Annotated in this window: 17 protein-coding genes; 5 read left to right on the top strand and 12 right to left on the bottom strand. The window is 54.9% G+C overall.

What is annotated here, in order from left to right; genetic code table 11:
• Window positions 1–72: 72 nt before the first annotated feature.
• The 7 genes from Pla22_RS07915 to Pla22_RS07885 all read right to left on the bottom strand — a co-directional run bounded on the left by Pla22_RS07915 (window position 73) and on the right by Pla22_RS07885 (window position 9,227).
• Window positions 73–816 (bottom strand): YebC/PmpR family DNA-binding transcriptional regulator, encoded by a 744-nt coding sequence (locus Pla22_RS07915; protein ID WP_146514134.1) that lies wholly within the window; start codon window positions 814–816, stop codon window positions 73–75.
• An 80-nt stretch (window positions 817–896) separates the two neighbouring features.
• Window positions 897–2,054 (bottom strand): hypothetical protein, encoded by a 1,158-nt coding sequence (locus Pla22_RS07910; protein ID WP_146514133.1) that lies wholly within the window; start codon window positions 2,052–2,054, stop codon window positions 897–899.
• A gap of 75 nt (window positions 2,055–2,129) precedes the next feature.
• The gene (gene rbfA / locus Pla22_RS07905) at window positions 2,130–2,579 is read right to left on the bottom strand and encodes a 30S ribosome-binding factor RbfA (RefSeq protein WP_146514132.1); all 450 of its coding nucleotides are present in this window, start codon (window positions 2,577–2,579) and stop codon (window positions 2,130–2,132) included.
• 55 nt (window positions 2,580–2,634) lie between these two features.
• Window positions 2,635–5,520 (bottom strand): translation initiation factor IF-2, encoded by a 2,886-nt coding sequence (infB, locus tag Pla22_RS07900; protein ID WP_146514131.1) that lies wholly within the window; start codon window positions 5,518–5,520, stop codon window positions 2,635–2,637.
• Between the two features lie 311 nt (window positions 5,521–5,831).
• On the bottom strand, window positions 5,832–7,325 hold the full coding sequence (gene nusA, locus Pla22_RS07895; protein ID WP_146515305.1) for a transcription termination factor NusA: 1,494 nt from the start codon (window positions 7,323–7,325) through the stop codon (window positions 5,832–5,834).
• 203 nt (window positions 7,326–7,528) lie between these two features.
• The gene (locus tag Pla22_RS07890; protein ID WP_146514130.1) at window positions 7,529–8,083 is read right to left on the bottom strand and encodes a methyltransferase domain-containing protein; all 555 of its coding nucleotides are present in this window, start codon (window positions 8,081–8,083) and stop codon (window positions 7,529–7,531) included.
• Between the two features lie 274 nt (window positions 8,084–8,357).
• On the bottom strand, window positions 8,358–9,227 hold the full coding sequence (locus Pla22_RS07885) for a hypothetical protein (protein WP_146514129.1): 870 nt from the start codon (window positions 9,225–9,227) through the stop codon (window positions 8,358–8,360).
• A gap of 690 nt (window positions 9,228–9,917) precedes the next feature.
• Between Pla22_RS07885 and Pla22_RS07880 the strand changes: the two genes are divergently transcribed.
• On the top strand, window positions 9,918–10,406 hold the full coding sequence (locus Pla22_RS07880) for a type II secretion system protein (RefSeq protein WP_146514128.1): 489 nt from the start codon (window positions 9,918–9,920) through the stop codon (window positions 10,404–10,406).
• Window positions 10,407–10,667: 261 nt separating this feature from the next.
• Window positions 10,668–11,672, top strand: a complete 1,005-nt coding sequence (fliG, locus tag Pla22_RS07875; protein ID WP_146514127.1) for a flagellar motor switch protein FliG — start codon at window positions 10,668–10,670, stop codon at window positions 11,670–11,672.
• A gap of 261 nt (window positions 11,673–11,933) precedes the next feature.
• Here the strand turns inward: fliG and Pla22_RS07870 are convergent, their stop codons facing one another.
• From Pla22_RS07870 to Pla22_RS07850, 5 genes are all read right to left on the bottom strand, one after another.
• Complete coding sequence (locus Pla22_RS07870; protein ID WP_146514126.1) at window positions 11,934–15,665, bottom strand: efflux RND transporter permease subunit; 3,732 nt, start codon at window positions 15,663–15,665, stop codon at window positions 11,934–11,936.
• Between the two features lie 468 nt (window positions 15,666–16,133).
• Complete coding sequence (locus Pla22_RS07865; RefSeq protein WP_146514125.1) at window positions 16,134–16,793, bottom strand: hypothetical protein; 660 nt, start codon at window positions 16,791–16,793, stop codon at window positions 16,134–16,136.
• A 225-nt stretch (window positions 16,794–17,018) separates the two neighbouring features.
• Complete coding sequence (locus Pla22_RS07860; RefSeq protein ID WP_146514124.1) at window positions 17,019–19,430, bottom strand: BatA domain-containing protein; 2,412 nt, start codon at window positions 19,428–19,430, stop codon at window positions 17,019–17,021.
• A gap of 28 nt (window positions 19,431–19,458) precedes the next feature.
• Window positions 19,459–20,364, bottom strand: coding sequence for a DUF58 domain-containing protein (locus tag Pla22_RS07855; RefSeq protein ID WP_146514123.1), 906 nt, complete (start codon window positions 20,362–20,364; stop codon window positions 19,459–19,461).
• 9 nt (window positions 20,365–20,373) lie between these two features.
• A complete protein-coding gene (locus tag Pla22_RS07850; RefSeq protein WP_242632028.1) occupies window positions 20,374–21,375 on the bottom strand; it encodes an AAA family ATPase in 1,002 nt (333 codons plus the stop codon).
• Window positions 21,376–21,463: 88 nt separating this feature from the next.
• Here Pla22_RS07850 and Pla22_RS07845 point away from each other — a divergent pair, with 88 nt between their 5' ends.
• The 3 genes from Pla22_RS07845 (at window position 21,464) to recJ (ending at window position 26,093) form a co-directional block, all read left to right on the top strand.
• Window positions 21,464–23,926 (top strand): DUF4159 domain-containing protein, encoded by a 2,463-nt coding sequence (locus Pla22_RS07845; protein WP_242631864.1) that lies wholly within the window; start codon window positions 21,464–21,466, stop codon window positions 23,924–23,926.
• Between the two features lie 182 nt (window positions 23,927–24,108).
• A complete protein-coding gene (gene rpmG, locus Pla22_RS07840) occupies window positions 24,109–24,273 on the top strand; it encodes a 50S ribosomal protein L33 (RefSeq protein ID WP_146514122.1) in 165 nt (54 codons plus the stop codon).
• Between the two features lie 59 nt (window positions 24,274–24,332).
• Window positions 24,333–26,093: a single-stranded-DNA-specific exonuclease RecJ gene (gene recJ / locus Pla22_RS07835; protein ID WP_146514121.1), complete on the top strand. Its 1,761-nt coding sequence runs from the start codon at window positions 24,333–24,335 to the stop codon at window positions 26,091–26,093.
• Window positions 26,094–26,099: the final 6 nt, after the last annotated feature.

The following is a 26,099-nucleotide window of genomic DNA, read 5'->3' as shown; positions in this document are numbered from 1 at the left end:
CTCGACGATCAAGTCAGTTGATCAGGAATCCGCGGGCACTGAGCAAAACGTCCATCGACGTTTGCGTCGCGACTAATCTTCCGACATCATTTCGTCGGTGATGTTGAGGTTGGTGCTGACGTTTTGGACGTCGTCGTGTTCGTCGATCGCTTCGAGGAGTCGGAGCACTCGCTTTGCGGATTCCGCATCAACATCCACGGTCGTTTGAGCCACCTGTAGCACCTCACCGGATTCAGTCTTGAGTTCCGCTTTATCAAACGCCTCTTCGAGGTCTCGGAAACTTTCGGGAGCACAGGTGACTTGTAAGCTTCCGTCCTCACTCGCTTCGACGTCTTCGCCACCATTTTCGAGCGCCACCATTGTGACGGTTTCTTCGTCAGTACCGGGAGCGAACACAAACACGCCTTTGCGGTCAAATAGGTAGGACACGCAGCCCGTCTTACCAATTTCGCCGCCGAACTTTGAAAACAGCGTCTTCATTTCGGGGCCAGTGCGATTGCGATTATCGGTCAGTGTCTCGCACATCACCGCGACGCCGCCGGGACCGTACCCTTCAAAGATCAATGTTTCGAGGCGACCGCCTTCGATTTCTCCGGTGCCACGTTTGATGGCCCGCTCGATGTTGTCCTTGGGCATCGAAACCGCTTTGGCATCATCAACTGCTTTCCGCAACCGAAAGTTCGCGCTTAGGTCACCGCCCCCGTCTTTGGCAGCGATGATGATTGCTTTACTGAGCTTGCTCCACAGTTTGCCACGAGCGGCATCCACGCGACCTTTTCGGTGCTGAATGTTCGCCCATTTTGAGTGTCCTGCCATGATGAATCAGCGGTGAAGTTGATTTAGTTTGAGCGGTGAAGATTAGTAACGGGAAACGAAAACCAAACTTACAGGTTTACCTAGCGAGGTTTACGTTTAGTGAGCTTTCGATTGTCAGCCTTCTTAGCGGGGGCCTTTTTCGCAGTCTCGCTGGTAGCGGACTTCTTCTTGGACGTCTTCTTAGCGGGTGTTGAGGCGGCCGATTTTTTGGCAACCTTCTTGCTAGCCGGCTTGCTCGCCGCAGCCTTTTTCTTGGTCGCAGGAGTCGAAGTTGATGCAGTCTTCTTCGACGCCACCTTGGTGGTTTTCGATGGCGTTTCTTTAGCGGCAACGGTCTTCGAAGCGGGCTTGGCCGACGCAGATTTTGCGTCGGTCTTCTTCGTTGTGCCAGCCTTCTTTTCCGAGGGCTTCACACCTTCCTTGGCAGCCTTCTTCTCTGCTTTTTTGCGAGCCACTTCTTCAGCTTCAACTTCCGCCACCTTGGCGGCCTCGATCGCTTCGGCCCGTTCTTGTTCCTTTCGCTTAACGACTCGCTTCTTGGCGGCTTTCTTATTGACCAACCACTCGTCGAGTCGTTTGCTGGAACCTTTATCAACCGCATCAAGAACCGCGCGTGCGGTCTTGTCTTTGGTGCTCTTGTTGAGAGCTACGGCACACTGGTGCAACAGATCCGCAAACTCAATGCCTTTGTTCTTTGGAATGGCCCGTTCGATCCCGGGAACCTTTCCGGTATGAGCTTCGGGTTGTGATGCAATTTCGGTAGCCAGCATGATCACCATCGCGGAATAGTCGATGGGAACGGAATGCCCACCGAGTCCGTGTTGCACCGTGTAGCTAAGCACGAACGGCGTCATGCCGGGCATCTTTTCAAACTTCGAAACCGCGCGACCAAGATTCTCTTTCTTCATGTGGTCGAGATCGAAGGTGTAGAACTCTTCGAAGATGGCCTGCAGATTCGACTTCAAACGAGTCGCAGCCTTAACGGGGTCGGGCAAGCGCGAAAGCACCTGAGTCAGTTCGGTCACCGATGTCACTCGGACTTCGTTCCAATCAAAAAACTCTTGCTCGCACTTGGCCATGCCTTCATCAGCAAGCTCGCTGGGTGCATCTTCAAGTAGTGAAGCATAAAGAACGTGCTCAAGGAGCGGCCGAGTGGCGCCGGTAGGCTGCGGCTTGTAGTGCTTCTTCAGTGCCGTGTGCAGTTTGCCGATCCGAGCGGCACGTTGACTTGCAGACATAGGTTTCTAAACAGACGAATGGTGGAAAATGAATTGGCGGGTGTACTTGTTCGTGCAGCAGGTCGTCGTCGATGTTCAATCCGACGAATGAAGATCCGAATCCGTCTCTTCAACAGAATCCGAACCGTGCGGAGTCGATTCTTCGTCGTCAGAGTCCTCCGGAGCTTCTTGCGATGCTTCTTTCTCACGCTGGATCTTGGCAAGAATCTCGCCGACTTCCAAAGAGTGCTGCACACCCTTGTTGATTTTGAATTGCAATCGGGGTGTGTATCGCGTGTCGATGCGTCCGGCAATCTTGCTTTGCAAGAATCCAGCCGCGTTCTGCAAACCACGCAGCGACAAGTTCTGCTGCGTTTCGTCCCCCATGATGCTGACGCTAACAGTCGCTTCGCGCATGTCGGGGCTGACCTTCACGCCCACGACGGTAACGTCGCGGACTCGAGGGTCACGAATTTCGGTAAGGATGGCAGAAGCGACGACTTCACGGATCGCTTCGGCGGCTTTAAGAAGTCGTCGGGTGGTCAAGGGAGAGAAAAAAGTTGGAAGGAAGAACTGAGAAGTTGGAAAAAGCAACTCGATGTCAATCAAGAGTTCGAGCGACCTCTTCAATCTTGTAGGCCTCCAACACATCATCCTGTTTGATGTCGTTGAACCCTTGCAATCGAATACCGCATTCCATTCCGCGTGGTACTTCCTTGACGTCTTCCTTGATCCTTCGCAACGTATCGAGAGCGTAGTCACCAATGGTTCGACCATCTCGATTGACCCGAATTCGGCAGTTACGCTGGATCGACCCCTGTGCCACGTAACAACCGGCGATCGTACCGACGCGACTGATCGTAAAGACTTGCTTGACGACGGCGCGACCGAGTTCGACAACTCGTTCTTCGGGCTTAAGCCGACCTTCGATCATCAACTTGATTTCGTCGGTCAACTTGTAGATCACGTTGTAACGACGAATCTCGACGTTTCGTTCGTCCGCGAGGGCACGAGCCTTTTCGTCAGGAATCACATTGAAGGCCGCGATCACAGCATTGGATGCGGAAGCCAGCGTCACGTCAGCAAGGGAAACCCCACCCACGCTCTGCTGCAATACCTTGATTTCGACTTCCGGATGCTCAAGCTTTGTGAGCTCTTTCTGAATCGCTTCAAGCGATCCCTTCACATCGGCACGAATGATCAGATTCAACTTGACCTTGTCTTCGTTCTGGCCGAGTCGACCGTCCTCTAGCATCTCTTGGAAGTTCTCGAACGAGACCTTCGTTGTCACGCCAGAGAGCATTTCTTGGCTGGACGCGTCTTCACGAGTTTCAGCGATTTCTCGAGCCTTCGAAATATCATCGAGAACGTGGAAGCGTTCACCAGCACCAGGTGCTTGGTCAAAGCCCATGACGTTAACAGGTGTACTTGGGCCGGCTTCCATCATCGATGAACCGGTCAGCGTGTTGGTCATCGCTCGGATGCGTCCGTAAGTCGAACCACAAACAACAATATCACCAACTCGCAGCGTTCCGTTCTGAACAACGAGCTTGGCGACGACGCCGCGATCTCCTTGTTGCTCGGACTCCAAACAAACACCAATCGCCTCGCGATCTGGGTTCGCTTTGTATTCGTTCAGTTCAGCAATCGTGAGCAGAGTTTCAAGCAACTCATCCATCCCGATGCCCTTGGTAGCACTGGTTCGGACCACTTCGACATCACCGCCCCATTCCGACGGCGTTAACTGGTGCTCTGTCAATTGCGTCAAAACGCGATTGGAATCGACCCCTTCAAGGTCAATCTTGTTCAACGCAACGACGATTGGCACTTCCGCAGCTTTCGCGTGACTGATGGCCTCTTCGGTTTGCGGCATGATTCCGTCGTCCGCGGCTACCACCAAGACAGCGATATCAGTGACGTTGGCACCGCGTGCACGCATTTCAGTAAAGGCTTCGTGACCCGGCGTGTCGACGAACGTCACACTACGGCCGTCTTTTTCCACTTCGTAAGCACGGATGTGCTGCGTGATTCCGCCAGCTTCACCACTGACGACATTGATGCCAATCAGGTAGTCCAGCAAACTCGTTTTGCCGTGGTCGACGTGTCCGAGGAATGTAACGATAGGAGCACGAGGAATGAGCGAATCTTCACTATCTTCGCGGTTCTCGAGTTCCATGATCAACGAGTTCTCGAGTGTCTCGGTTTCCTTGAGCTCGATCGTTAGATCCATTGCCGTGGCAATGAGCTCAGCCGATTCAAGATCGAGCTGCGAGTTGATATTGATGTCTGCTACACCCATCTGCATCAGGGTGCCCAAGACCTTACCTACAGGCACACCAGCAGCTTCCGAAAAGGATCGGATCGAGCAAGGCAGGGACAACACGACAGCATCCTTACGAGGTGCTGCGGTGTTAACGCCCTTACGTTTGTTGCCGCGGGAGTTACCGCGGTTGTAGCGATTGCGTTCGTAGGCGGATTGATCCACGGCGAGCTTGCCACGGGTTTTCCCGCGAGTTCGCTCGGCACGTGAACTGGCCATTCCGGCCAGCCCTTTCTTGCGACGCTTTTCTTCCTCTTCTTCGAGCGCTTTTTTCTTGTCGCCCGCGAAGCCGGTCAGGCCGGCACGCTTTGCGCGTTTCTTGTCTTCGTCTTCTTTGGCGAGTTGATCCAAAGGTGCCAGCATGCCTTGGCGGTGTCCGGCAATAGCATCGGGGCTAAGCTTCACATCGGGCTTCTGGGCCTTAGGTTCACCTGGGGCCGACTTAGCAATCGGTGTATCGACGACATCGGGAAGCGACGCCATTTTGACGTTGATCCGAGGCTCGCGACGCTTGGCTTTGCTGCCTTCGCCTGACCCCTTCTTGTCACCGCCACCGGTTGGCCGGTCGAGTTGCCGAACCTTACCAGATCCACCCATGGAGGAATCTCGTCGGATCGGGGCGTTCGCGTCGGCCGCCGGCGAACTTGGCCGGGCGCCCATGCGACTGGCAATCCGACTCGCCAAACCAGGGCTTTTCGCCGCGGTAGCTTGCGGAGATGCGTCGGCCTTGGCGTCAGCTTGAGTTTCCTTCTTGGCCACCACAGGCTCTTCAGCCGGGGCTGCAGTTTCCTGCTTGGCCGGTTCCTCAACCTTTTCTGCTTCAACTTCCGGTTCAGGAGCAGAAGCTTCGGCGGCGGGAGCCGGTTCGTTCTTGGCGGTAGCGGGGCGGCGAGAGCTTCGACCGACATTGAGCGCGATCGGCTTACGTTCCATAGGAACAACCGAGTCACGAACGGCTGCTAGGGGCGCAGCTTCGGTAGCAACCGCAGCGGGAGCAGCAGCTTGGGCCGATCCGGCCAGATGGTCGCGAACTCTCTGTGTCTCCTCATCAGACAGACTGGCAAGCGCCGAGCCTTTCCCTGTGATTCCGACCTTTTTGACAAGGTCGACGAGATCTTTGCTATCGAGATTGAGTTCTTTGGCGAGCGCGTAAATGCGTGCGGGCACGGGGTAAAAATCCTGTCGTTTCGTTTAGGAACCCGCTCCGCTTTGAATGCATTGGGAGAGGATTCAATCGTTCAAATGGTCACATAAGTAACTTCCTCCATCGCCATGATCAGATTTTCACCCAGCCTACTTAAGGCCATCATTTGTCGGCTCACTGCTGCATCAGTAGCAAACCAACAATGGAGAAAATCGACCACGCCGGGGGTCCAGCGACGTCTTTTTCAAGACCGGTCGGTTTCAGTTCTCACTTAGAATAGCGAAAAACCCTGAATTGCCAGAGGTCTAGACTGCCACTTTCACAAAGATTCACGTCAACTCTTTTCACTCGCAGCTGATTCCGAGGCTTCCGCATCACCGGAAGTAGCGGTTTCTGCCGCAGTTTCCGTTGCTGAGTCCGCCGCATCGACTGCGGGAGCAGAACTTGATTCTTCGATGATTGCTTGTTCAGCCCCTGCTTCTGGGGATGACACCTCCGCTGCGGGCGTTTCATCAGTCGCGGAGGCGTTGTCGACTGAGGCTGAAGCTTCGGCGGCGGGCGATGCTTCGGCTGAAGGTGCCGCCTCAGCAGCCGCCTTTGGCTCAGCAATCCCAGCAGCTTCCGCTTCCTTCTGCAATTGCTCCCGATCACGACGCACTCGTCGTTCCTCAGCAGCAGCCTGCTCGGCCTGCTCGGCCATCTCTTCGGCTGTTTCGACAATTCGGTCGACATCATCGGCCGACAATCCACTCATTTCCATGAACAGATCAGGTTCGATCACGGACAGGTCGTCATAGGACAAGTAGCCCTGTTCGACCAACCCCTGAGCGACCTCTTCGGTGATGCCTGGGATCTGACTGAATCCACCGACCGCTCGCTCGATTTGCTCTTCGAGTTCGCCGCCGGTCATGATTTCGATATCCCAGCCGCAAAGCTTACTGGCCAAACGAACATTCTGACCACGACGACCGATTGCCAGCGACAGTTGATCTTCTTGAACCAAAACAATCGCACGGCCGATCATGTCACACAGCAACACCTGCTCAACTTCAGCAGGCTGAAGCGAGTTCGGGATCAGAACCTCGGGATCGTCGCTATATCGCACCACGTCGATATGCTCGCCAGCCAGCTCTTCGCGAACCGCCTTGATCCGACTGCCGCGATAGCCCACGCAAACCGCAATGGGATCGACCTGAGAATCAACGCTGCTAACGGCAACCTTGCTGCGGTATCCTGGTTCGCGACTGATGGATTTGATCGCAATGATCTCTTCGCCCAACTCGGGAATTTCTTGCTCGAAAAGACGCTGCACGAACTGCGGTCGTGTTCGACTGAGCACAACGCGAACGCGGTTACCCGTCGCTCGCACTTCAAACACGACGGCACGCACACGTTCGCCGGCATGCAACTGCTCACCCGGAATCTGTTCACTGCGGGGAAGGATCGCTTCGACGTTGCCAAGGTTGACCGTCGCCACGCCGCCGTCGGCTCGACCAATCACGCCCGAGACAATTTCGCCGATTTGATCGCGATACTCGATCATCAAGGAATCGCGTTCAGCTTCTTTCACCTTTTGAATGATGACTTGCTTTGCCGTTTGAGCACCGATCCGACCGATTTGGTCTTCACCAAGTGCTTCGCCTTCCAAGATCGCGTTCATCTTTCCGTTGTTACGGTCAAGTTGGACCTTGATATCGGCTTCTTCGCCATACTGCCGTTTGGCTGCTGTCTGCAGCGCCGATTCAATCGCGATGAACACGAGTTCCTTGTCAATATTCTTCTCACGATGGAGCGAATCGACGTAGCGAAGGATGTCTTGGGGATTCATGACAGCGACCGGCGCGAGAAAAGTGGGATAAATTCGGCCAAACTTGGCATCTCGGGTGATTCGGGTGTACCAAATCACGTCGGGATAAAAAAACTGCCCGGACCTTGCGGCCCGGGCAATCGTTTGCTCGTTTGAGTCTTTAGGCTATCGCTAAGTCGCCCAACTGTCAACTGGAACTCTGCCCGAGAATCCACTCTGAAACATTAAGTTGGGGGCTGCTCGGCTTCCCATTCGGGCTTGCGCCGAAACCAATCGAAGACGTGATCAAAACCGGCGCAGCCCACGAACGACTTCCGCTTGGGCAAGGCTGCCATCGGTGCGTGATCAAACCTAGCTGCGATATCGGAATTGGATGTCGGGTCCGCTGTTCGATCCGCATCCCAGCCAAGCATCAAGAAGCCACCTGGCTGCAGCGACTCGTACATGGCATCAGCAAACCGACGAATATCGTCGAGGGAATCGATCCCGAAACCGAGCAACCCGTTTGCCATAACAGCATCAAAACGGAGGTCGGGAAACAACTCAGCGACCTCGCAAACGTCTCCCACTTGATGATGTTTCCCGTTGCCGAACTTAGCGGCCGATGGGTCAAGATCGACCGTCCACACAAGAGTGCCGGGGCTTGCTAACTGAGCGGGATAACTGACGGTATATCGCCTTGTCCCGACCAAAAGAACATTCGCGAATGCTTCGCCTTTGACGGCGGGAAGAATCTCTTCACGGACGTACTTGCGATCGGGAAGGTTGTGAACTTGCATGTGAAATTTCACTGCTTCCACTAACTTCCGGGGACTTGTCAACAAACCCATTTGCCCACTCATTTCCACGCGGCGAAGAACAGCACTACTAGCCAATCAGGCTTAGATAATAGAACTGAGCCCAGCGCAATGCGACCCTGCAACTTTCAAATGCGTCACATTGAAAGCGTTTGCTTCGTCGACAATTCCACAAGAACGTCACTCGATGACGCGGCTTGCGAAGTTGGGTGAGTGATTTCCACAACCATCTTCCACGACGATTGCAAGCTTCAAATCACCGATAAGGCCAGCGTGAATCGACCAGTGATGGGGGGCGAATCCAAACCGGCGAAACCGCTTCGAACACGCCGGAACCCGGCACCGACACGCGAACCTGCATGACCGCGGTACTAGGCATGCCCAATCGGTCTCGCCAATCATTTCTCACGACGGTGTTGTCACGACCGAACGCCCCTTGCTGATTGCGGTATCGCCCATGATTACGACTGCGTGCTCCCACTTGGTCGAACGGACTTGGAGCGATCGCCGATGACCATCCGAAGATGGGCTTCAATGATTGGCGAAGTGGCAGCGTGACCATAGCGACACCACGTTGATCAAACTTCAAAGGCATTGACCAAGTGGCCGCTGCGACGTCGGCATCGGTGAATTGTTGATGATCCGCCAAAGGGATTCGCGGAATCAGCTTGAAGGTTGCGTTCGATCTAGCCACCACCAAGTTACCTTCGCGATCACGCAAAACGACTTGAGCACGCCATCCGTCGGGATCCGAGTCCGCGTCTAAATTGGCAAGCGCGGATGACAACTCAACGGTCACGGGCTTGTCCGCACGATGGCTGCCGGCCTGAAAATTTGATCGCGAAATAGCTGTCGCAGGATCAATGTCAATTCGAGCAGGTAACGCCGAATCTGCGTAGGGCAACACCTGATCAGAATAGAACGTCGGGTCTTCGAACATCGTTTGCGCATCAAACTGAATCGGTGGATAGCACAGCGGGGAAACAGCCTGAGCATCACCGAAGTAGGATTGCTCGAGTTGCTCCTGAGCGGAGGCTCGGCCAGCGAGCCAAATCACCACGATGGCAAACACAACGGTCAGATGCGGACGCAATGACGACGAAGAATCAGAGGAATGTTGGGTCAAGGAGATCTCCTAGGCATCGCGGATCAGTTGCCCTCCGAGCAAGATCGCGTGGATCACGAAACGAGCTGCGGCGGCTTTTCCTTACTGATCAAGGCAAATCGCTTGCCAACCATGGCTCTACGCTGCCGCGATAGATCCGCAGGCCGGCATCGCCACGTTAAAAGCAGTCACAGCGAAGCCGAGAAGTGCGTTTTTCCTGCTGTTTCCGAGAGCTTTGTGAAACCACGGACATTGCCGCCGATACAAGGCGACAGAATCACGGACCAACGGCTCCACCCGAGTCATGTCGCACGGAAGCAACGACCCATGTTTCGACAAGACAACATGAGTTGCGATGACTCAACGATCGCGGCGCCGCCATGCCTGTCGCCCTGCGACATGACACTCAATCCGGTTAGGACGATTATGAGAGGGGACAACCCCCGATAGTGCGGGCATTTTTTTCCGCAAAGTTCGGCGATCACCTTTAATGGCGTATCGTCGGGCTAGGTTTCAGTGTTCTCGGTGGCAGCCCGGGGACGTCGGTTTGAGTCAACAATGGATCCCAACGTCTTGTTGGATCCTTCATATCAACGTTCCCAAATATCAACGTTCTGTTTTGACAACGTCCTGAACGTTTTCGGATCACAACATTCCTCAGTTGCCATCGTCAGATTTCTGATTTCCTTGCAACTGAGTGACTCCACACCAATGCCACTAGCCATCCGACACAATGGTGCTAATTGGACAAACTGCCGTGCATTGCTTCAATCGCATGGGCCACCCTCTCGCGCGTTCTCGCTGATCGATTCGATCATCGCCGCGTTGATCGTGGGGATCGTCGCTGTGATCGCACTGCCACATTACTTAGATCTCGGGGATCATCCTGAGCAGGCCAGAATCAAACATCAACTGAGCGTGTTGCGTGAAGCCATCGATATGGCAAAGGATCGCGATGGCCAGTATCCGCCTGCGGGGCAACTGGTTGCCGTCGTCGGTCCCATGCTGAACCAACCGTTTCCAACTCCCCGCCTACGAACCGAATCTGAATTTGACACCATTGTTCACTACGACGTTAGCGATTCGGAACGATCTCCCGTCACGCCCAACCCCAACCTGCCCGGAATCTGGGCCTACAAACCTGCCAACGGCCAACTGCGGTTGAATGTGAGCAACGGCAGCCTGGGGTGGGATTGGTAAGCTGCTCTACGCCAATGTCCTTGAGAAATTTACGTCCCTGGGGAAGTCGTTTGACTTTCCAGAATATCCCACGGGTCGCTCACGGCAGGGCGGCTCTTGCGACTCCAACCAATCGGGAAGTCGAAGCGAACACCTTCGCTAATCCTCACAACTGGAATCATCGTTGATCACCATCCCCGGTGTCGGCAGAAAAGACGATAGATAGAAAAGCGTGACCATTCATTCTCATGATCTCAACTCGCAACGCGACGACTTCCCGTTATGAATCTCGAAGAGGCCGGACTAAGGAAGGCAGCCATCTTATTGATGAGCCTGCCCACAAAGACTGCTGCGAAGATTCTCGGCCAGCTACCGCCGCGATATATCGAAGCGATCAGCATCATGATCGCTCAAACCGAATCGGTCGGCGGCGATGAACAAGAGATTGTGATCGCGGAGTTTCTTACCAGTAAGGCGAGCTCAATCTACGCCAGTCCGGGCGGACTCGAGCGTGCCAAGGAACTGATCAAGGAAGCACTAGGACGCGACGCCAGTGAACTGATCGGCAACCTTCAGCAGACGATCGAGGCGATGCCATTCGGCTTCGTCAAGAAAGTCGACGCCCAAACTCTGCTGCAGTTCATCGGCGAGGAGCACCCGCAGACGATCGCACTTCTGCTCAGCCACGTTCCCAGCCACTACGCCTCGGATGTGATGGGCGGTTTGGATCCCGAAAAACAGCTTGAGGTCATCCGTCGTATCGCCACTATTGGCCGCACCAGCCCCGAGGCGGTTGCTGAACTGGAATACGGGCTGGAAATGCGTTTGTCGAGTATGGTCAATCAGCAGCAAAGCAATTCCGGCGGCATCGAAAGCGTCGCCGAAATCCTGAACGTTTGCGAGCGATCGATCGAACGCAACATCATGGATGCCTTAGGTCGTGACGACCCTGAACTTTCCGACGAAATCCGTCGCTTGATGTTTGTCTTTGAAGACATTTCCAAACTGGGCGACCGCGATATTCAAGCGTTGCTTAAGAACGTCGAAACGGCTCAGTGGGCGATGGCACTCAAGGGAGCGAGTTCCAAACTGCAGGAGAAGATCATGCGAAACATGAGCTCTCGTGCTGCGGAAAACTTGAAAGAGGAAATTGGCTACCTCGGCAGTGTTCGTGTCACCGAAGTCGAAGCCGTTCAGCAAAAGGTCGTCGATATCGTTCGCCACCTCGAGGATTGCGGCGAGATCTCGCGTCCCACCGGCGAAGAGGAAGAAGAGTACGTTACTTGATACCAAGGCATCATGGCCCACAACGACCTTCGGTACATTCGGCGATTACATTGCTGCCGAACACGTCACTGCTGCCGATCACGTCACTGCTTCAGAACAACTTGATTGCTACCGAGCACAAACGAGGGTGGCAACATGGCGGTGCTGCAGCCTGCGAACGAGCGTACGTAACGCTCCGGCACTGCAATCATTCACGCCAGTGGTTTCTGAGCGGAATTGAACCTGATTCCGCTGAACGGAATTACCCAGCCCAAATCGTGCCTACTTGCGATTAATGGGGTGCGGCCGGTCAGCTCGTTCCGCGGGGAAATGAACCTTCAACTGCGGAATGCCTTCGACATCGCTGGTCTTGCCCGAATTTTCTTCCTGATCGCCCGCAACACCGACGGTCGCTGCTTGGTGACCCGCCGCGTCTTGGGATGGGTTGAAATTCAGGTGTGTTGATTCCGCATGAATAGGCACACCGTTCTTGTCCAATCTCGGCTTAAAGAATCGACCCAAAGGACCGGCCAGCAATGCGGGCAACAGGATTAGGTCTCCCACGAGCGCGGCGAACAACATCATCAACATCAACGTCCCGAAACGTTGAGTTGGCGTGAACGTCGAAAGAGCAAACACGAACAACCCCAACCCGCCGACGACGGTGGTCTGAGTCATCGCTGGCCCCACACGACGATAAGTTTCAATCACAGCCTCGGCGCGAGACTTGCCTCGGTCTAGATTTTCACGAAACCATGACAAGAAGTGAATCGTATCGTCGACGGCAACGCCCATGGCAACCGACGCGGTCATCATCGTGCCGATGTCAATTTCCAAGCCCATGTGGCACATCAAGCCAAAGATCACCACAACTGGGAAGATGTTGGGGATCATCGCTACGCATCCGGCAGCCAACCCATCCATCAAGTTCCGAGGATGAGTTTTCTGAAGCCAATCCGACCCTGGATTCAAGAGCACGATCATGACGACGGCAATCAGAGCAAACGCCAACGCAATCGAATCGGCAAGGCTTGTCAGCAGTGTCCGCTGAGCCTTGTAGACCACCGGGATCACGCCCGTGTAAATCGCTTGAACTGAACCGCCACCTTCAACGCCGGGAACTCGGTCAGCCAATAACTTCGGTTCCAACGGCTTCGTTTCGATACCTCGCACATCGAGCAGGTTTTTAGCACTCGCAAAATTAGATTGAGCGAAGCCATCACCTCCTGCCCACACAACGACGTCAAACTCAGAGAGTACTTTCGTCCATCGGTCACTCGCGAGCAACTCGCGTGTTTTCTCAGGCGTTAAGGACAACCAACGGGGTGACTCGATCCGCTCCCCGGCCAACAATTCACCCAGCGTTGCTAGGTAAGTATTGCGAGCCAAGATTTGTGTGTGATCGTCGGATACCAGTTCCGTTTGATCGAGCGAAGCTGGCTTTGGCGCTCCCACAATCAACACCTTAGAACCACGCTTCAGTTTGCCCGTGTTTTGGTCCGTCAGGACTTCGACGATTTCTTCACGGGTTTCGTACGCCCGCAATACAGGTGCCACTGACTCCCGAACGGTCGTAATGAATTGTCCGTAGTCGACATCCGAAAGTGCGGCAACGCGAAGCGAGATACGCCAAAGTTCGCTACCTTCCAACTCACCCGACTTCTCGATTTTCAAGTAGTCGTTGTTGCGCAATTGATCTTGCGCGGCAAGCAGTTCGCGATTGAACTTCGCCCGAACGGGGCTGTAACTATTCGAAGGCTCCGGCAAGGTTGGCAAGAACGTGTCGGCACCCGTCGCTTGGCCCACCACTCCCATACCAGGCTCACCGAGCGTGCGATGAACCACTTTGCGAATGCGTGACACCGCCTCGACACGCTCTAACAAGCCTAACTGAACCGGTGATACAGGCGTCTCGTCGTCGGACACCGCATCCGCTTGGATCGACTTGGGCATGCGAACGACGACTTCCATCGGAACCAATTTGCCGAAGTTCTCTTCGAGCCATGCGTAATCGCGAATGATACGAGCGCGGGAATCAAACAATTCCAGCAGTTGCACCGACGTCTTTATTTGCCGCATGCCAATTCCACATGCGACCATGAACAGCAAACACGCCGTGGTCACCAGCACGTGATGGTTAGCAATCGTTCGGCCAACGCTTGCCCACCACTGGCTTAGCTGACTTTCAACTCGCGGAGCGTCGGGCGGCGCATCTTCGTTGGGATCGCCAACCTTGGGACTAAAAACCTGTAACGCCGCGGGTAAGTACGAGAACAAAATGCCGAGCGTCGACATTACTCCCACCGCACTGTAGAGACCGAAGTTGCTGATCGGTGCCAGGTTGCTAGTGAATAGCGAAATCAGACCGATGGCGGTTGTGAAGGAGGCAAGCGTGCATGGCAAAACGGCATGCTGAAGCGCACGCCCGGCGGCACCAAATTTCCCTCGCACACGGACTTCATCGCGGTAGTAGTTGATCATGTGGATGGCACCGGAAAGTCCCAGCACATACACCAACGAAGGCATGCTCATTAAAATCGCATCGACATGCCCGCCAGTCCACCAAACCATCGCCATCGACAGCATCGCAGAGGATCCACCGACCACAAAAATCATGATCGTGATTTTGACGCTACGGAAGCATAAATACGAAAGCACGACACCGATCAAAATGCTGTAACCGACAAGCCGGGCTAACGTCACGGTGCCTTCTTCGTCGATCGCCATGTTGTCGACGGTCGGTCCCCCCAACCTCAGTGCTGGCATAGCCGCCGTGTGCGTTTGCGGGTCTTTGTTGAATGGAGGCGGCGCCATCGATGGTGGCCTTGCAGCATACACGCCCGACTCATCGGCCAATTGCAACAATCGTCCGCGAGGCTGTCCAAGGACTCCTCGCCCGATTGCGTAACCAAGATTGTCTTTGGCGAGGTCCGTCAGCGTCACCAGCACGCAAGTCAAACGCGGCGGCGCAGGTACGCTGACCGAATCCCAAACCGCGTACCAGGCATCCGCTTTCTCTTCCTCGGGTGCAGACGCGAGCGACTCCAACGAACCATCAAAGCTTTCTTCCACGATTCGCTTGACCTTCGTCGCCACGACGGTGTCAAAGTCCTCAGGCAACGATGCGACTTCGTCATCATCGAGCTCGCCACGAAACGCCTCGGCGGTCCAGTCAAATCCCTTCGGCACCGCTGGCGCAAAGAGCATGCCGGTCAACCGCTCCATCGCATCTCGTTCGGCAACCGTGGCGCGTTTAGAAGGATCAGTTAAATCGATCGGCCACAAAGGACCACCTTCACTGGCGAGTTCTTCGACAATGGAGTATCCCGTTTGAACGGTTTCAAACAATGACGCGCACAATAGAGAAGGGTCGTTGTAAATCGGGTTAGCGATCATCGAACCGCGTTCGTTGCCCGGTAGCTTTCCGAACCCTGTTATGAACTGGCCATCAAGTTGATAGGTACCACGAGACCGCTGAAACTTTCGGACGGCCGCCATCGGTGCGTTGAGCGGTTGATCCCAACGATACAAACCACCATCGGGTTTGACGTAATACCAATCGCCCGATGCTGACTTCAGCCACTTTTCGTTCTCGCCGCCCCAATTGGTAAGCTTGTCACCGCCTTGAATGAGCTGCAATTCGTTGCCGACCTGCTTAGCCCTGCGCATCATCGCGGCAAGCTTCGGCGGATGATTTTCGGCAGGGTCATAGCTTGCCGATTCGTGAAGCAGTTTTTGCGTCAGCAGTTTCAATCTCTGGTCGTCACCATTGCAACCTTCCCAGGTCGCAAGAACGAATGCCTCGCCCGCGAAGTGCTGAGCAAACCATTCGAGTTCTGCGGTTTCAGCAAAGTCAGGCGGCAACCAATCTTTGACATCGTTTTCACGAGTGCCCAAGCTCAACCGCGCGGCGCGAAACGCCGAAGGCAATAGGAAAAAGAAGGCTGTCAGAATCAACAACCCGTAAGTGATCTTCAGGGGACTGCGTCGCTCAAGCAGTGGGGATTTAGACATACAGGAAAGACGACGAATCGTGGAACGACGAAGTTGAAATGAAGAACAAAAGGAACTCGTTAGTCGGTTCCGCTTCAGGCCCGGTTAAAGTACCGATCCGAACGCCCTTGGTCCACTTCAAAGATGGGTGTTGAGGATCGTCGGGGGTTGATTAGTTGCGACGATTCGCGGGTCGTATCGCTGAGGTTGAGTTTGACGAGGGCGCAAGATTAAGGAAGAAGCCACGCAACTTCATGTTCGCTCAATTCTCACGGCCATCATTGTAGTCAGCAAGTCCATAGGCCCGGTGAATTCCAATACTGCCCTTTATACGCGAAAACGGGGCACTTCCCAGGAAGCACCCCGTCGGACGGAGGGGATTTGTTTTGTTTGCATCGCTGCCTTGATTGTCGAGTGACATCGAGTGAAGACGACTGATCGAACCAAACCGATTCGGCCAGAAACCGATTCAGCTAGAAACCGATTCAGCTAGAAACCAATGCGACGCGAGATGATTGGGGTGCTTCGATGCGAATGCCCGTGGTGGATGTCACCATCAACATTGCCACGGAACCCGTAAAGCTCCTGATTTACTCGCGATAGCAGCGGTCGCATTTCGCTCGCAATGACCCCACGCATATGCCTGATCGTATGGAAATCGCGGGTTCGGGCTCCGTCGATGGTCTGGTGACTCAATTGGCGATCCAACTTAGATACAAGGCGTTCAACTTGGCGAAAATCGCTTTGCACATGACCGATTAAGCCGAGACTGACGCGGCCTCGATTTGCGCTGTGATGCAATATCTCGTGCAAATGCTCTTGGACGCGTTCGAGTTGGGATACGTAGGCTTCGATCGCTGTGGAGTGCTCGTAATCTTGCGAAAGCATGTGAGCATCATCGTGTAAGTGCCTGGCAACCTCGGCAAGCTGATCGGCATAGTTGTCGAGCCGTTCGATGTTGGGCGTATGTCGAATATGTCCAATACCACCGGAATGATGCGACAAATGCCGTGATGTGTGGTGCGAATCGAAATGCGAATCGTGGTGCGACGAATGACGACCAATACTAATGCTAAAACGCTGGGCTGACGCTGGAACGCAAATGGCCGCTACGGTTAGGAAGGCGATAGGAGCAAGAATTCGGTTCATCGGATTGACCTCGAGTTGGCATTTTTTGATGGGAACCGCTTGGGTTCCGTTTGGGATACGTGTTTCCCATACGCTTACCTCGTGCCAATCGCGTGCTTTACCGTTTTCCCCGTGTTTCACGCTGTTTGCGAATCCGCTGACCAAATCACTCTGATGACACGCGGTCAATCCGGAGGCCGTTCTGCACTCACATTGATCTCACTGAGTAGATCCTGAGAGATGATCTCAGGACGCTGATCTGTAGAAGCGATTACCTAGCACCTGTTCAAGCAAGAACACCACTAACGCGAGCAGCATTGCAGGTGAGGCGAGCGAAATCCGCTTGGCCGCTTGTTGATCGATCAATTCAATTTCGTCCCGCTCGCGAACGTACGCATAGTTCCCCGCACCAAGAACGCGATCGAGGCCTGACGGATCGATAGGCCTTAAGTTGACCGACTGCGAATCGAAGTTTGCCGTGAACCCGGCCCCGGGAGAAGTGACGTCTTTCAATCCACGTAGGTAGTACACACCTGGCGAAGCCACATCTGCAATCGTGACTTCGGCGGTGGTTTCATTGATATCGATCGGCACGGGCGCTGCCCCCAATGGCGGGAACAACTGCAAACGAGATCGCCCGCCTGAACTATCTTCCACTTGCGCTTCGTCGGCGTTTCGCAGTCGAATGGTTTTGGGTTGCCCGACCAATGTCATTGCGTCTTCGCCACTTCGGCCAGCGAGGTACTCAATGGTTTGTCGAGTCAACAACCACGCTGGCCACGGATCGAGACCAAACAATCGGTTCCACGCTCGTTTCGTTTTTGTTAACGCGACTAGCGGTGTCGTTAGCACCATCAACTTGCCCGACATATCGTTCGCTTCGTCGCCAACACGTCGCTCGATCATTGCGGGGTGATCGGTACCGGCATAGCGAATGAGGACTTGGTCCGATGGCGATGTTTGGATCTGCCAGTACTGCGAAATTTCAAAGTCGTTCCAAGGTGTGTCCTCGGCCAACGACTTGAGTGCCGGATGATTCGCGCGAACCACTTCAAAGAAGGTACCGGGTTCGGGTACTCGCCAGGGCAAGACCATCCGCGGAAGCCAGCCTTCGTTGCGTTGCGATGATTCATAGCCGGTCAAGTTCGGACCTAAGCAAACCAGAACATTCCCGCCTTCGGCTAAGTAGTTTGCGACTCCTGAATTCGTCGCCACTTCCGTTGACGGATCCATCAAAACGATCGTCTTAAAATCAGAGAGCCGTGCAACCGACAAGTCATTCATCCCAATCCGCTCGACCGCGAACTCGGACTCTTCCTTCGCAGTCAACAACGACGACGCAGAGATCGCCCCGATCAAAACATCCGATTCTTCAACATAATCGCTAACGACCAATACGCTGGTGGGCGGCAACACCTCGATAGAAAAGTAGCGTTCGTTGTCGACCGCTAAACCGTCCTCGCCCAAGAGCCGAACTCGGCCATGATGCGTGCCCAATGGAAGCCCGGGTAACGTCAGCAACATCTCCGCTGACTGGCCGGGCGACAGCTTTACGGTGGTGCGATCGACGTTGGATGCCTGGGGATAAACCACTTCGCCATCACGTACAACAGGCAAGCTGGCGGAGGTCTCGAACACCTGCAATTCAGCCGTGACCGATGTACCGTCACTTGCCACTTCACCGGGGCCGGAAAAGGTATCCAAGTGAGCCAATACCGTCAAAGAGACCGGAGCATCTTGGGGCGGGGTGGCATCAGCAATCTTGGGGATTCCTAACGAAACGTTGGTCCCTTCGGGCGATCCGAGATCAAATACCGTCACCGAAACATCACCTTCAATCGTGCTGCCCACGTCGGCCTGCATGGCTGCGTCGTTCCACGTGCTCGATGCAAGGTCCGAAATCACCATCACTTGGCGACTCTCAAGATCGCTCGTTCGCACTAGCCTTGCCGCGGCATCGATGCGTGCGGTAATTGGCTGCGACAACGAAGTGGGCGATAGCTGCTCGAGCTTGGACATCGCACCGGCGACGTCTAAAGAAAAAGCCGCTGGTGTGCTCGAACGATCGATAACGGCAACTCGGCTGGTGCGAGGCAACCTGGAAATGACCCATGTGGCGGTGTCTCGCAAGCGCTGGATTCGATCATCGTTGGAAGTTTTCCAACCTGACGTTAATGAGTTGTCGACCACGATCGCGATTGCGATGGGGCCCGACGAATCGATGGCTACCGAAGGACCCGAAGCAATCGTTGAGCCTCCCCAACCGACCGCGATCACGACCAATAGCGCCGCGAGTGCAGCGAGCGAGTAGCCAACCTTTCGAGACTTGTCTTTTAACATCGACACCGTTGCCATGACCAGCAATGCGATCGCAACGACGACCATCATCGCGATCGTCAACCAAGTGATCGACAATGAACGATGGATCGCGGGTCGCGCCAAGGCAATCGCTAGCGCGGCGACGGCCGCGATCCTCATTGCCAACAACCACCACCGTCGAACCTTCATCCGACTGCGATTCGTTTCAAACTTCTTAGTTAGAAACGCAATCGACGGAAACAATACTTTCTTTGGCTCGCGGCGTGCGATCAGATGCAGCACCACCGGAATGACGGCGGCAAGCGTTCCCAAGACTAAAGTGGCGTTTAAGAAAGACATACCCAGCAGAAATTCGCCAAACCGCGAATCAGCCACTCCTTTGTCGTTGCAGCAGATATTCCGTCAGTGCTTTGTCGAACGGCATGCTCGTATCGAGCGGCACGTAGTCCACTTGCAGGCTATAGCAACCTTGACGGTACCGCTCGCGAAACTCTTCGACTTGCTTCAAATAGTCATCGCGAAAACCGGTTGCGTCGACCGAGATCGTTTCACCACTCTCGGCATCCTCAAATTGTACCGGGCCATCATAGGGAAACGTCACTTCCGCTTCGTCCATCACGTGAAAGACGATCACATCATTGCCACCATGACGTAAGCGTGCCAGCGATGAAATCACTTCGTCGACGTCGTTTTCGCCCGTATCGCTGGGCAATAAATCGGAAAACAACATCACCAATGAGTGTTGCTTCAACATCGCAGCCAATTGAATCAACGAAGCTGGCAAGTTTGTTCGCCCGGTCGGCTGAAGCCGCGCCAACTGAGCGAGCACGTCCCCCAGGTGCCCACGTCGACTGCGAGCAGGCAACAGTGCCTTCATCTTCTCGTCAAACGTAATCAACCCGACGGGGTCTTGCTGCATGTTCATTAAGTACGTCAAAGCAGCGGCCAAGCACGTGCAATATTCGAACTTCGTCATCGCACCGCTTTGCGTGAACCCCATCGACTTGGACAGATCCATGACGAGGTACCCAGTCAAATTGGTCTCGGCCTCAAACCGTTTGACGAAGTACTTGTCCGTCTTCGCGTAAACGAGCCAATCAATTAGGCGAGGATCATCACCGCGGTTGTAGCGACGATGTTCACTGAACTGTACCGAGAAGCCCTGAAAAGGGCTCGAGTGCAAGCCCTGCAAGAACCCACGTACGACCATTCGAGCGCGCAGATCGAGCCGTTTGATTTGCTGTAGCGATTCGGGAGAGAGCAGGGCGGTCATGGGCGATGGCTACGCCCCCGCCTTTGGCTTCATCTTGTCGGGTTCCGGCGGTTTAATCTCGGCAAGCAACTTGTCGATGATGTCGTCCGTGCTCATGCCTTCGGCTTGAGCTTGGAAGTTTGTGCCGATGCGGTGGCGAAGGACGGGCTTGGCAACGCGACGTACATCATCAGGATCAATACTGAACCGACCATCCATCGCCGCGATCGCTTTCGCTCCCGCAATCAAGTTTTGACCCGCACGCGGCCCGGCACCGAAGTCGACAAGTTCACGGATATAAGCCGGCGATGATTCATCGGAAGGCCTTGTCGCACGCACGAGCTTGGAAACATATCGAATCACAAACGGGTTCACCGCGACGCTGCCAACCAACTTTTGCACGTTCAAAATTGCCCGAGCCGAAAGCACTTTGTTGACCGTCGGTTTCTCGCCCCGCGTTGTCGCGGTCAAGATTTGCTCTTCTTCCTCGGCCGATGGGTAATCAACCTTGACGTTGAACATAAACCGGTCGAGCTGCGCTTCCGGCAATGGATAGGTGCCTTCTTGTTCGATCGGGTTTTGCGTCGCAATAGTGAAGAATGGTGACGGCAATTCCATCGTTTCCCGCCCCACGGTGACTTGCCGTTCCTGCATCGCCTCAAGTAACGCCGCTTGCGTCTTCGGCGGCGTGCGGTTGATTTCGTCAGCCAACAAAATGTTGGTGAAGATGGGGCCTTCGACGAACCGGAAACTGCGTTTGCCCGCTTCGTCTTCTTCAAGAACCTGAGTGCCCGTGATATCCGATGGCATCAAATCTGGAGTAAATTGCACACGACGGAACTGAACATCCAAAATATCGGCCAAGGTGCTTACCATTAGCGTCTTAGCCAGGCCGGGCACGCCTTCAAGAAGCACATGACCACGAGTGAAAATTGCGGCCAACAACTGTTCGATCGTGTCACTCTGCCCAACAATGACTTTTGCGAGTTCCGATCGCATGGTCCGTTGATGGTCAGCGAACTCACGAAGCACATCACCTAGATTGCGAGCTTGACCGCTAGCATTCGCAGCGCCAGGTGTCGAAGCGTTTGGCACCGGAGGCGGAGGAGGAGTACCGCTCATGATGAATTTGTTACAGTCCTTTGCGAGGAAGCGGCAAGTTGTGCGATCAAGAATGACGCATTGCGCATATTTCAGTGGAATTGATTATCCGAGCGATTGCGGACGACAACAAGCCGTGCAACGCCTAGGCGCTTTGTTTGCGGTCATCTTCGCAGTCTACGCCGCGTGTCTTCCCCAAACTGCCATCGCTGACATCGATGCCGCCACCGTGCAACGATCAATCGATCGCGGGGTTGCCTATCTTCGCAAGATTCAAAACGAATCGGGGGGCTGGGAAGAGGCTACGGGACAATCTTGTGGTCGATCGGCACTCTGCACGCTCGCGTTGATCAATTGTGGCGTCGATCGTCAGGATCCTGATCTGGCCCGCGCGATGCGTTACCTACGGACGTTCGAACCCGAACAAACCTATTCGGTAGCTCTCCAAACATTGGTTTACTGCCAAATGGGAGCGGCCGGTGACTTGCCACGCATCCGAAGAAACGTCCAATGGCTCGTTGAAACCCAACTTGAAGAAGGGGGGCGACCGGGCATCGATCCCGGATCTTGGACCTACGACCGGAACCGGGGCAGCGGCGACCCTTCGAACTCGCAGTTTGCAATCCTGGCACTCGGTGCGGCAGCAGACCGAGGAATCCAGGTTGACCCGAAGACCTTTGAAACGGCGTTGAAATACTGGTCCGAGCGACAAACGCCCAGCGGCGGTTGGTTCTATCGGCGAAACCAATCAATCTCTGGCAGCATGACCTGCGCGGGCATTTCGTCCCTCATCATTGCTCGCGGTCGGCTCGGCGGATCAAGCTCTCAGATCAACGGCAACACCATTCGCTGCTGCGGAAACATCCTAAGCGAGGCCGATCCCGTGGAAATGGGGCTTGGATGGCTAGCTAAGAACTTCACGGTGCAAACGAACCCAGGCAGCAACAAGCAGACACATTACTACTACCTTTACGCGCTTGAACGGGTTGGCCGACTTTCGGGACGTCGCTTTATCGGCGGGCACGATTGGTATCGCGAAGGCGCAGAGCTCATTGTCAGCTTACAAGACAATTTCCAGGGCAACTGGCTGTCCACCGGGCCACTGGAACCGACCGACGTGGCCACATCGTTTGCGTTGCTGTTCTTAAGCAAAGGCAAACGCCAAGTTGTTGCGGGACGCCTGCGTTACGCCAATGCCCAACCGACCGATCTGGACAAAACGTGGCAACGACACCCCGATGGTCTTCGCCAACTGGTACATCGTGTCGAAAGCGATTGGGGCCGTGATCTGACTTGGCAAACTATCGAGAGCGAGAACGCGACGCTCGCGGATTTGCTGCAAACCCCGGTGCTAGTTATCAGCGGCAATCGTCCGCTGGCGTTCTCGGCCTACCTCGTTGAACAACTTTCGGGCTATATCGAACAGGGCGGAACGATTCTGTTTGAAGCCGATGCCGGGGACGGTTGCGGACCGTCTGGTCCCTTCGCCAGAAGCGTTCAAGAGCTGTGTGGTCGGCTCGTTGAAGGAGGTTCACTTGAACGCCTTCCGCCCGCGCATCCGGTTTGGTTTGCGCAAACGAAGGTTGATCCCACGGCGATCAGCGACGACTTTTGGATGTACGGCGTACAAGCGTGTTGTCGTACGAGCATCTTCTTTAGCCCGCGAAGTTTATCGTGCCGATGGGAACTTGGTGACGTGATCACTCGTCGCAAAGAAACTTCGCCATCGGTGCAACAGCAGGTGGAAACGGCATTGGGGATTGGCGAGAACGTCATCGCTTACGCGACCGGACGTGAATTGAAGGACAAGCTCGACCAACGATTTGTCATCCGCGGCGGCGAAGTCCCCAAGCCCAACCGTGGTGCAACGCAGTTGGCTTCGCTTGCGATCGATGCGGGTGGGCAAGAGGCTCGGCGAGCATTGCCCAATGCGGTTTCACTGATTGACGCCCGGGTGCCGATTTCGATCTCGTCGCCGCCCAAACCTGTGGACTTTGATTCTGAACAATTGCAAAACGTTGGCGTGCTGTGGCTTCACGGCCGAACCGACTTCACGCTCGACGCGAATCAACGTGCGGTCTTGAAGGAATACATCGAGAACGGAGGCGTGATCTTGGCTGCTTCAGTTTGCGGTGCGGACGAGTTTGCGACGGCGTTTCGACGCGAGTTGAAAACCCTGCTTCCAGAAAGTCCCCTGGAAATCGTGTCATCCGACCATCCCATCATTCGCGTCCCTGGCGGATTTGACTTGGGCCGAGTGACCATCCGAACACCCTCGGCACGAGGCGATTCCGTGGCGAAACGGTCGGGAATCCCACGTTTGGAAGTGGCTCAAGTGAACCGGGTGGACGCCGTCTTTTTCTCGCCGCTGGACCTTAGTTGCGCTCTGGAGAGCCCCAATTCGATCCAGTGCCCCGGCTACGACACCGAAGATTCGGCCAAAATCGTCGCAAATCTGCTGTTATTGGTGCACCAGCAGTGATCGGAACGCTCACGTTTCCCGATGACACCCCCGTTTTGAAGACTAACCGCTTGAAAACCGCAATTTCGAAATCAGGGGCCTAGTCTCGAAAACCAAGGAAAAGCCGCTTGTCCAAAAGTGGCCCGCTGCCGTACACTCTGGGGCCGTCCAGAAAACACCTCTAGCATTTTTGATCTGATTCGATGGCCAAGAGCAAAAAGAAAGCCGAAACGATCTTCCTCGTTTGTGAAGAAACCGGCGACTACAACTACTCCTACCGACGTAAACCCGGTGGCGAAAAGCTTCGTTTGATGAAGTACTCACCACGGCTGCGCAAGCGCACCTGGCACAACGAGAAGAAGAAGTAGACATTCGAATTGGCGAAAGCGCCAGTTTGATTCATCGTCGGTAAACCTCGGAGGCACGGATGCGGCGTAAATGGCGGGTCATTCCCCACGACTCCTCGCGAGTCGATTTACTGATCCGCGAAGCTCGCGTGCCGGCCGTTGTCGCTCAGTTGCTCGTTAGCCGCGGTGTCTACACCGCTGATGCAGCAAGCGCGTTTCTTGATACGAAACTGATGGGACTGCGCCCGCCTGAATCGCTGCCAGGGGTTCCTGAAGCCACCGCGATTCTTGTGCCTGCGATCGCTGATCAAACCCCAATCGTCATCTATGGCGATTACGACTGCGACGGAATGACCGGCGCCGCGATCTTGGTTAACGGCATACGACTGCTCGGTGGCAACGTAAGCTATCACGTTCCCAATCGGCTCGAAGACGGATACGGCCTCAACGCCGAAGCGATTCGCAAACTAGCGGCTCGTGGCAAGAAGATTATCGTTTCCGTCGACTGCGGCATCACCAGCGTCGATCACGCAGAGCTATGCAAAGAGCTTGGCGTCACCTTGGTCATCACCGACCACCACACCATTGGAGAACGATTACCAGACGCAGCAGCCATCGTTCACCCGCGTCTACCCGGTACGACGTACCCGTTTGGTGAACTGTGCGGCGCGGGGGTGGCTTTCAAACTTGCCTGGGCAATTTGCCAAGAAGTGGCTGGCTCGAAGAAGGTCACCGAGCCAATGCGTCGTTACCTGATGCAATCGCTAACCCTGGCAGGCATCGGAACCATTGCTGATGTGGTGCCACTTCTCGACGAGAATCGGATCCTGGTCGAACACGGACTAAAGATGCTACGGGCGGAACCGCTGCCCGGATTGAAAGAACTAATGACCGTTGCGGGTCTCGACAATGCTGGCACGCTTGATTCAGAAAGCATTTCGTTCACGCTTGCCCCACGACTCAACGCGGCCGGCCGCCTCGGGCAAGCTCAACTCGCGGTTGAACTATTAACGTGCCCCGCCGGTGACCGGGCCAAAGCGCTGGCCGAATACATCCACGAACTCAACAGCAGTCGTGACACCTTGCAACGAAGCGTGTACTTGGCGGCCCAGAAACAAATCAAGAACGAGTTTGACGCCGATGGCGATTCCGCACTCGTGTGCGCGGGCGTAGGCTGGCACCAGGGCGTCATCGGAGTAGTGGCTGGCCGGCTCGCAGAGAAATACGCCAAACCTGTGATCGTGCTATCACTTGACTCCGCTGGCAAAACCGAAGCGGTCGGATCGGGTCGGATCGGCGGAACGAACGTTGATCTCTACCAAGCGCTGGCCGAATGCAGTGAACGCCTCGTACGCTTTGGTGGCCACAAGGCGGCGGCTGGGTTGACCATCGACGAGCGAGAAATCAACAACTTCCGAGGTGACTTCTGCGAGGCGATTGCGAAGCAATGGGCAGACAACGAAGTCGTTCCCGAGATCGTGATCGACGCTGAAGCGAGTTTGGGCCAGTTGAGTCTTGAAACCCTGGCGCAAATGGAAATGCTTGCCCCATTTGGTGCTGGCAATCCTCGCCCGGTGCTTTATTGCAGCGGCGTGGAAGTCGACGAACCAGCGAGCCTCATGGGAAAAACTCAACGTCACCTTAGCGTGAAGCTTCGACAAGGGTCGAAAGTGATTCGGGCCGTTGCGTTCAACGCCAGCGATTGGTGCGACGATCTGAATGCCGTGGAAGGCCCTTTTGAAATTGCTTACCGGCCTGTCATCAATGAGTTTCGCGGCTTTCGAAAAGTTGAAATTCATTTGGTCGACTGGCGACCTCCCAACAAGCCCGTCGCGGTTTAGGATCGT

It is taken from the genome of Rubripirellula amarantea (assembly GCF_007859865.1).
GTDB classification, from domain to species: Bacteria; Planctomycetota; Planctomycetia; order Pirellulales; family Pirellulaceae; genus Rubripirellula; species Rubripirellula amarantea.
This window is presented reverse-complemented; position numbering and strand designations above follow the sequence as displayed.

Excerpts from the sequence above, each read along its gene's own strand:
- Pla22_RS07915 (WP_146514134.1), bottom strand. The coding sequence starts at position 816 with ATGGCAGGACACTCAAAATGGGCGAACATTCAGCACCGAAAAGGTCGC.
- Pla22_RS07910 (WP_146514133.1), bottom strand. The coding sequence starts at position 2,054 with ATGTCTGCAAGTCAACGTGCCGCTCGGATCGGCAAACTGCACACGGCA.
- nusA (WP_146515305.1), bottom strand. The coding sequence starts at position 7,325 with ATGAATCCCCAAGACATCCTTCGCTACGTCGATTCGCTCCATCGTGAG.
- Pla22_RS07890 (WP_146514130.1), bottom strand. The coding sequence starts at position 8,083 with ATGCAAGTTCACAACCTTCCCGATCGCAAGTACGTCCGTGAAGAGATT.
- Pla22_RS07880 (WP_146514128.1), top strand. The coding sequence starts at position 9,918 with ATGCCACTAGCCATCCGACACAATGGTGCTAATTGGACAAACTGCCGT.
- fliG (WP_146514127.1), top strand. The coding sequence starts at position 10,668 with ATGAATCTCGAAGAGGCCGGACTAAGGAAGGCAGCCATCTTATTGATG.
- Pla22_RS07870 (WP_146514126.1), bottom strand. The coding sequence starts at position 15,665 with ATGTCTAAATCCCCACTGCTTGAGCGACGCAGTCCCCTGAAGATCACT.
- Pla22_RS07865 (WP_146514125.1), bottom strand. The coding sequence starts at position 16,793 with ATGAACCGAATTCTTGCTCCTATCGCCTTCCTAACCGTAGCGGCCATT.
- Pla22_RS07860 (WP_146514124.1), bottom strand. The coding sequence starts at position 19,430 with ATGTCTTTCTTAAACGCCACTTTAGTCTTGGGAACGCTTGCCGCCGTC.
- Pla22_RS07855 (WP_146514123.1), bottom strand. The coding sequence starts at position 20,364 with ATGACCGCCCTGCTCTCTCCCGAATCGCTACAGCAAATCAAACGGCTC.
- Pla22_RS07845 (WP_242631864.1), top strand. The coding sequence starts at position 21,464 with ATGATGAATTTGTTACAGTCCTTTGCGAGGAAGCGGCAAGTTGTGCGA.
- rpmG (WP_146514122.1), top strand. The coding sequence starts at position 24,109 with ATGGCCAAGAGCAAAAAGAAAGCCGAAACGATCTTCCTCGTTTGTGAA.
- recJ (WP_146514121.1), top strand. The coding sequence starts at position 24,333 with ATGCGGCGTAAATGGCGGGTCATTCCCCACGACTCCTCGCGAGTCGAT.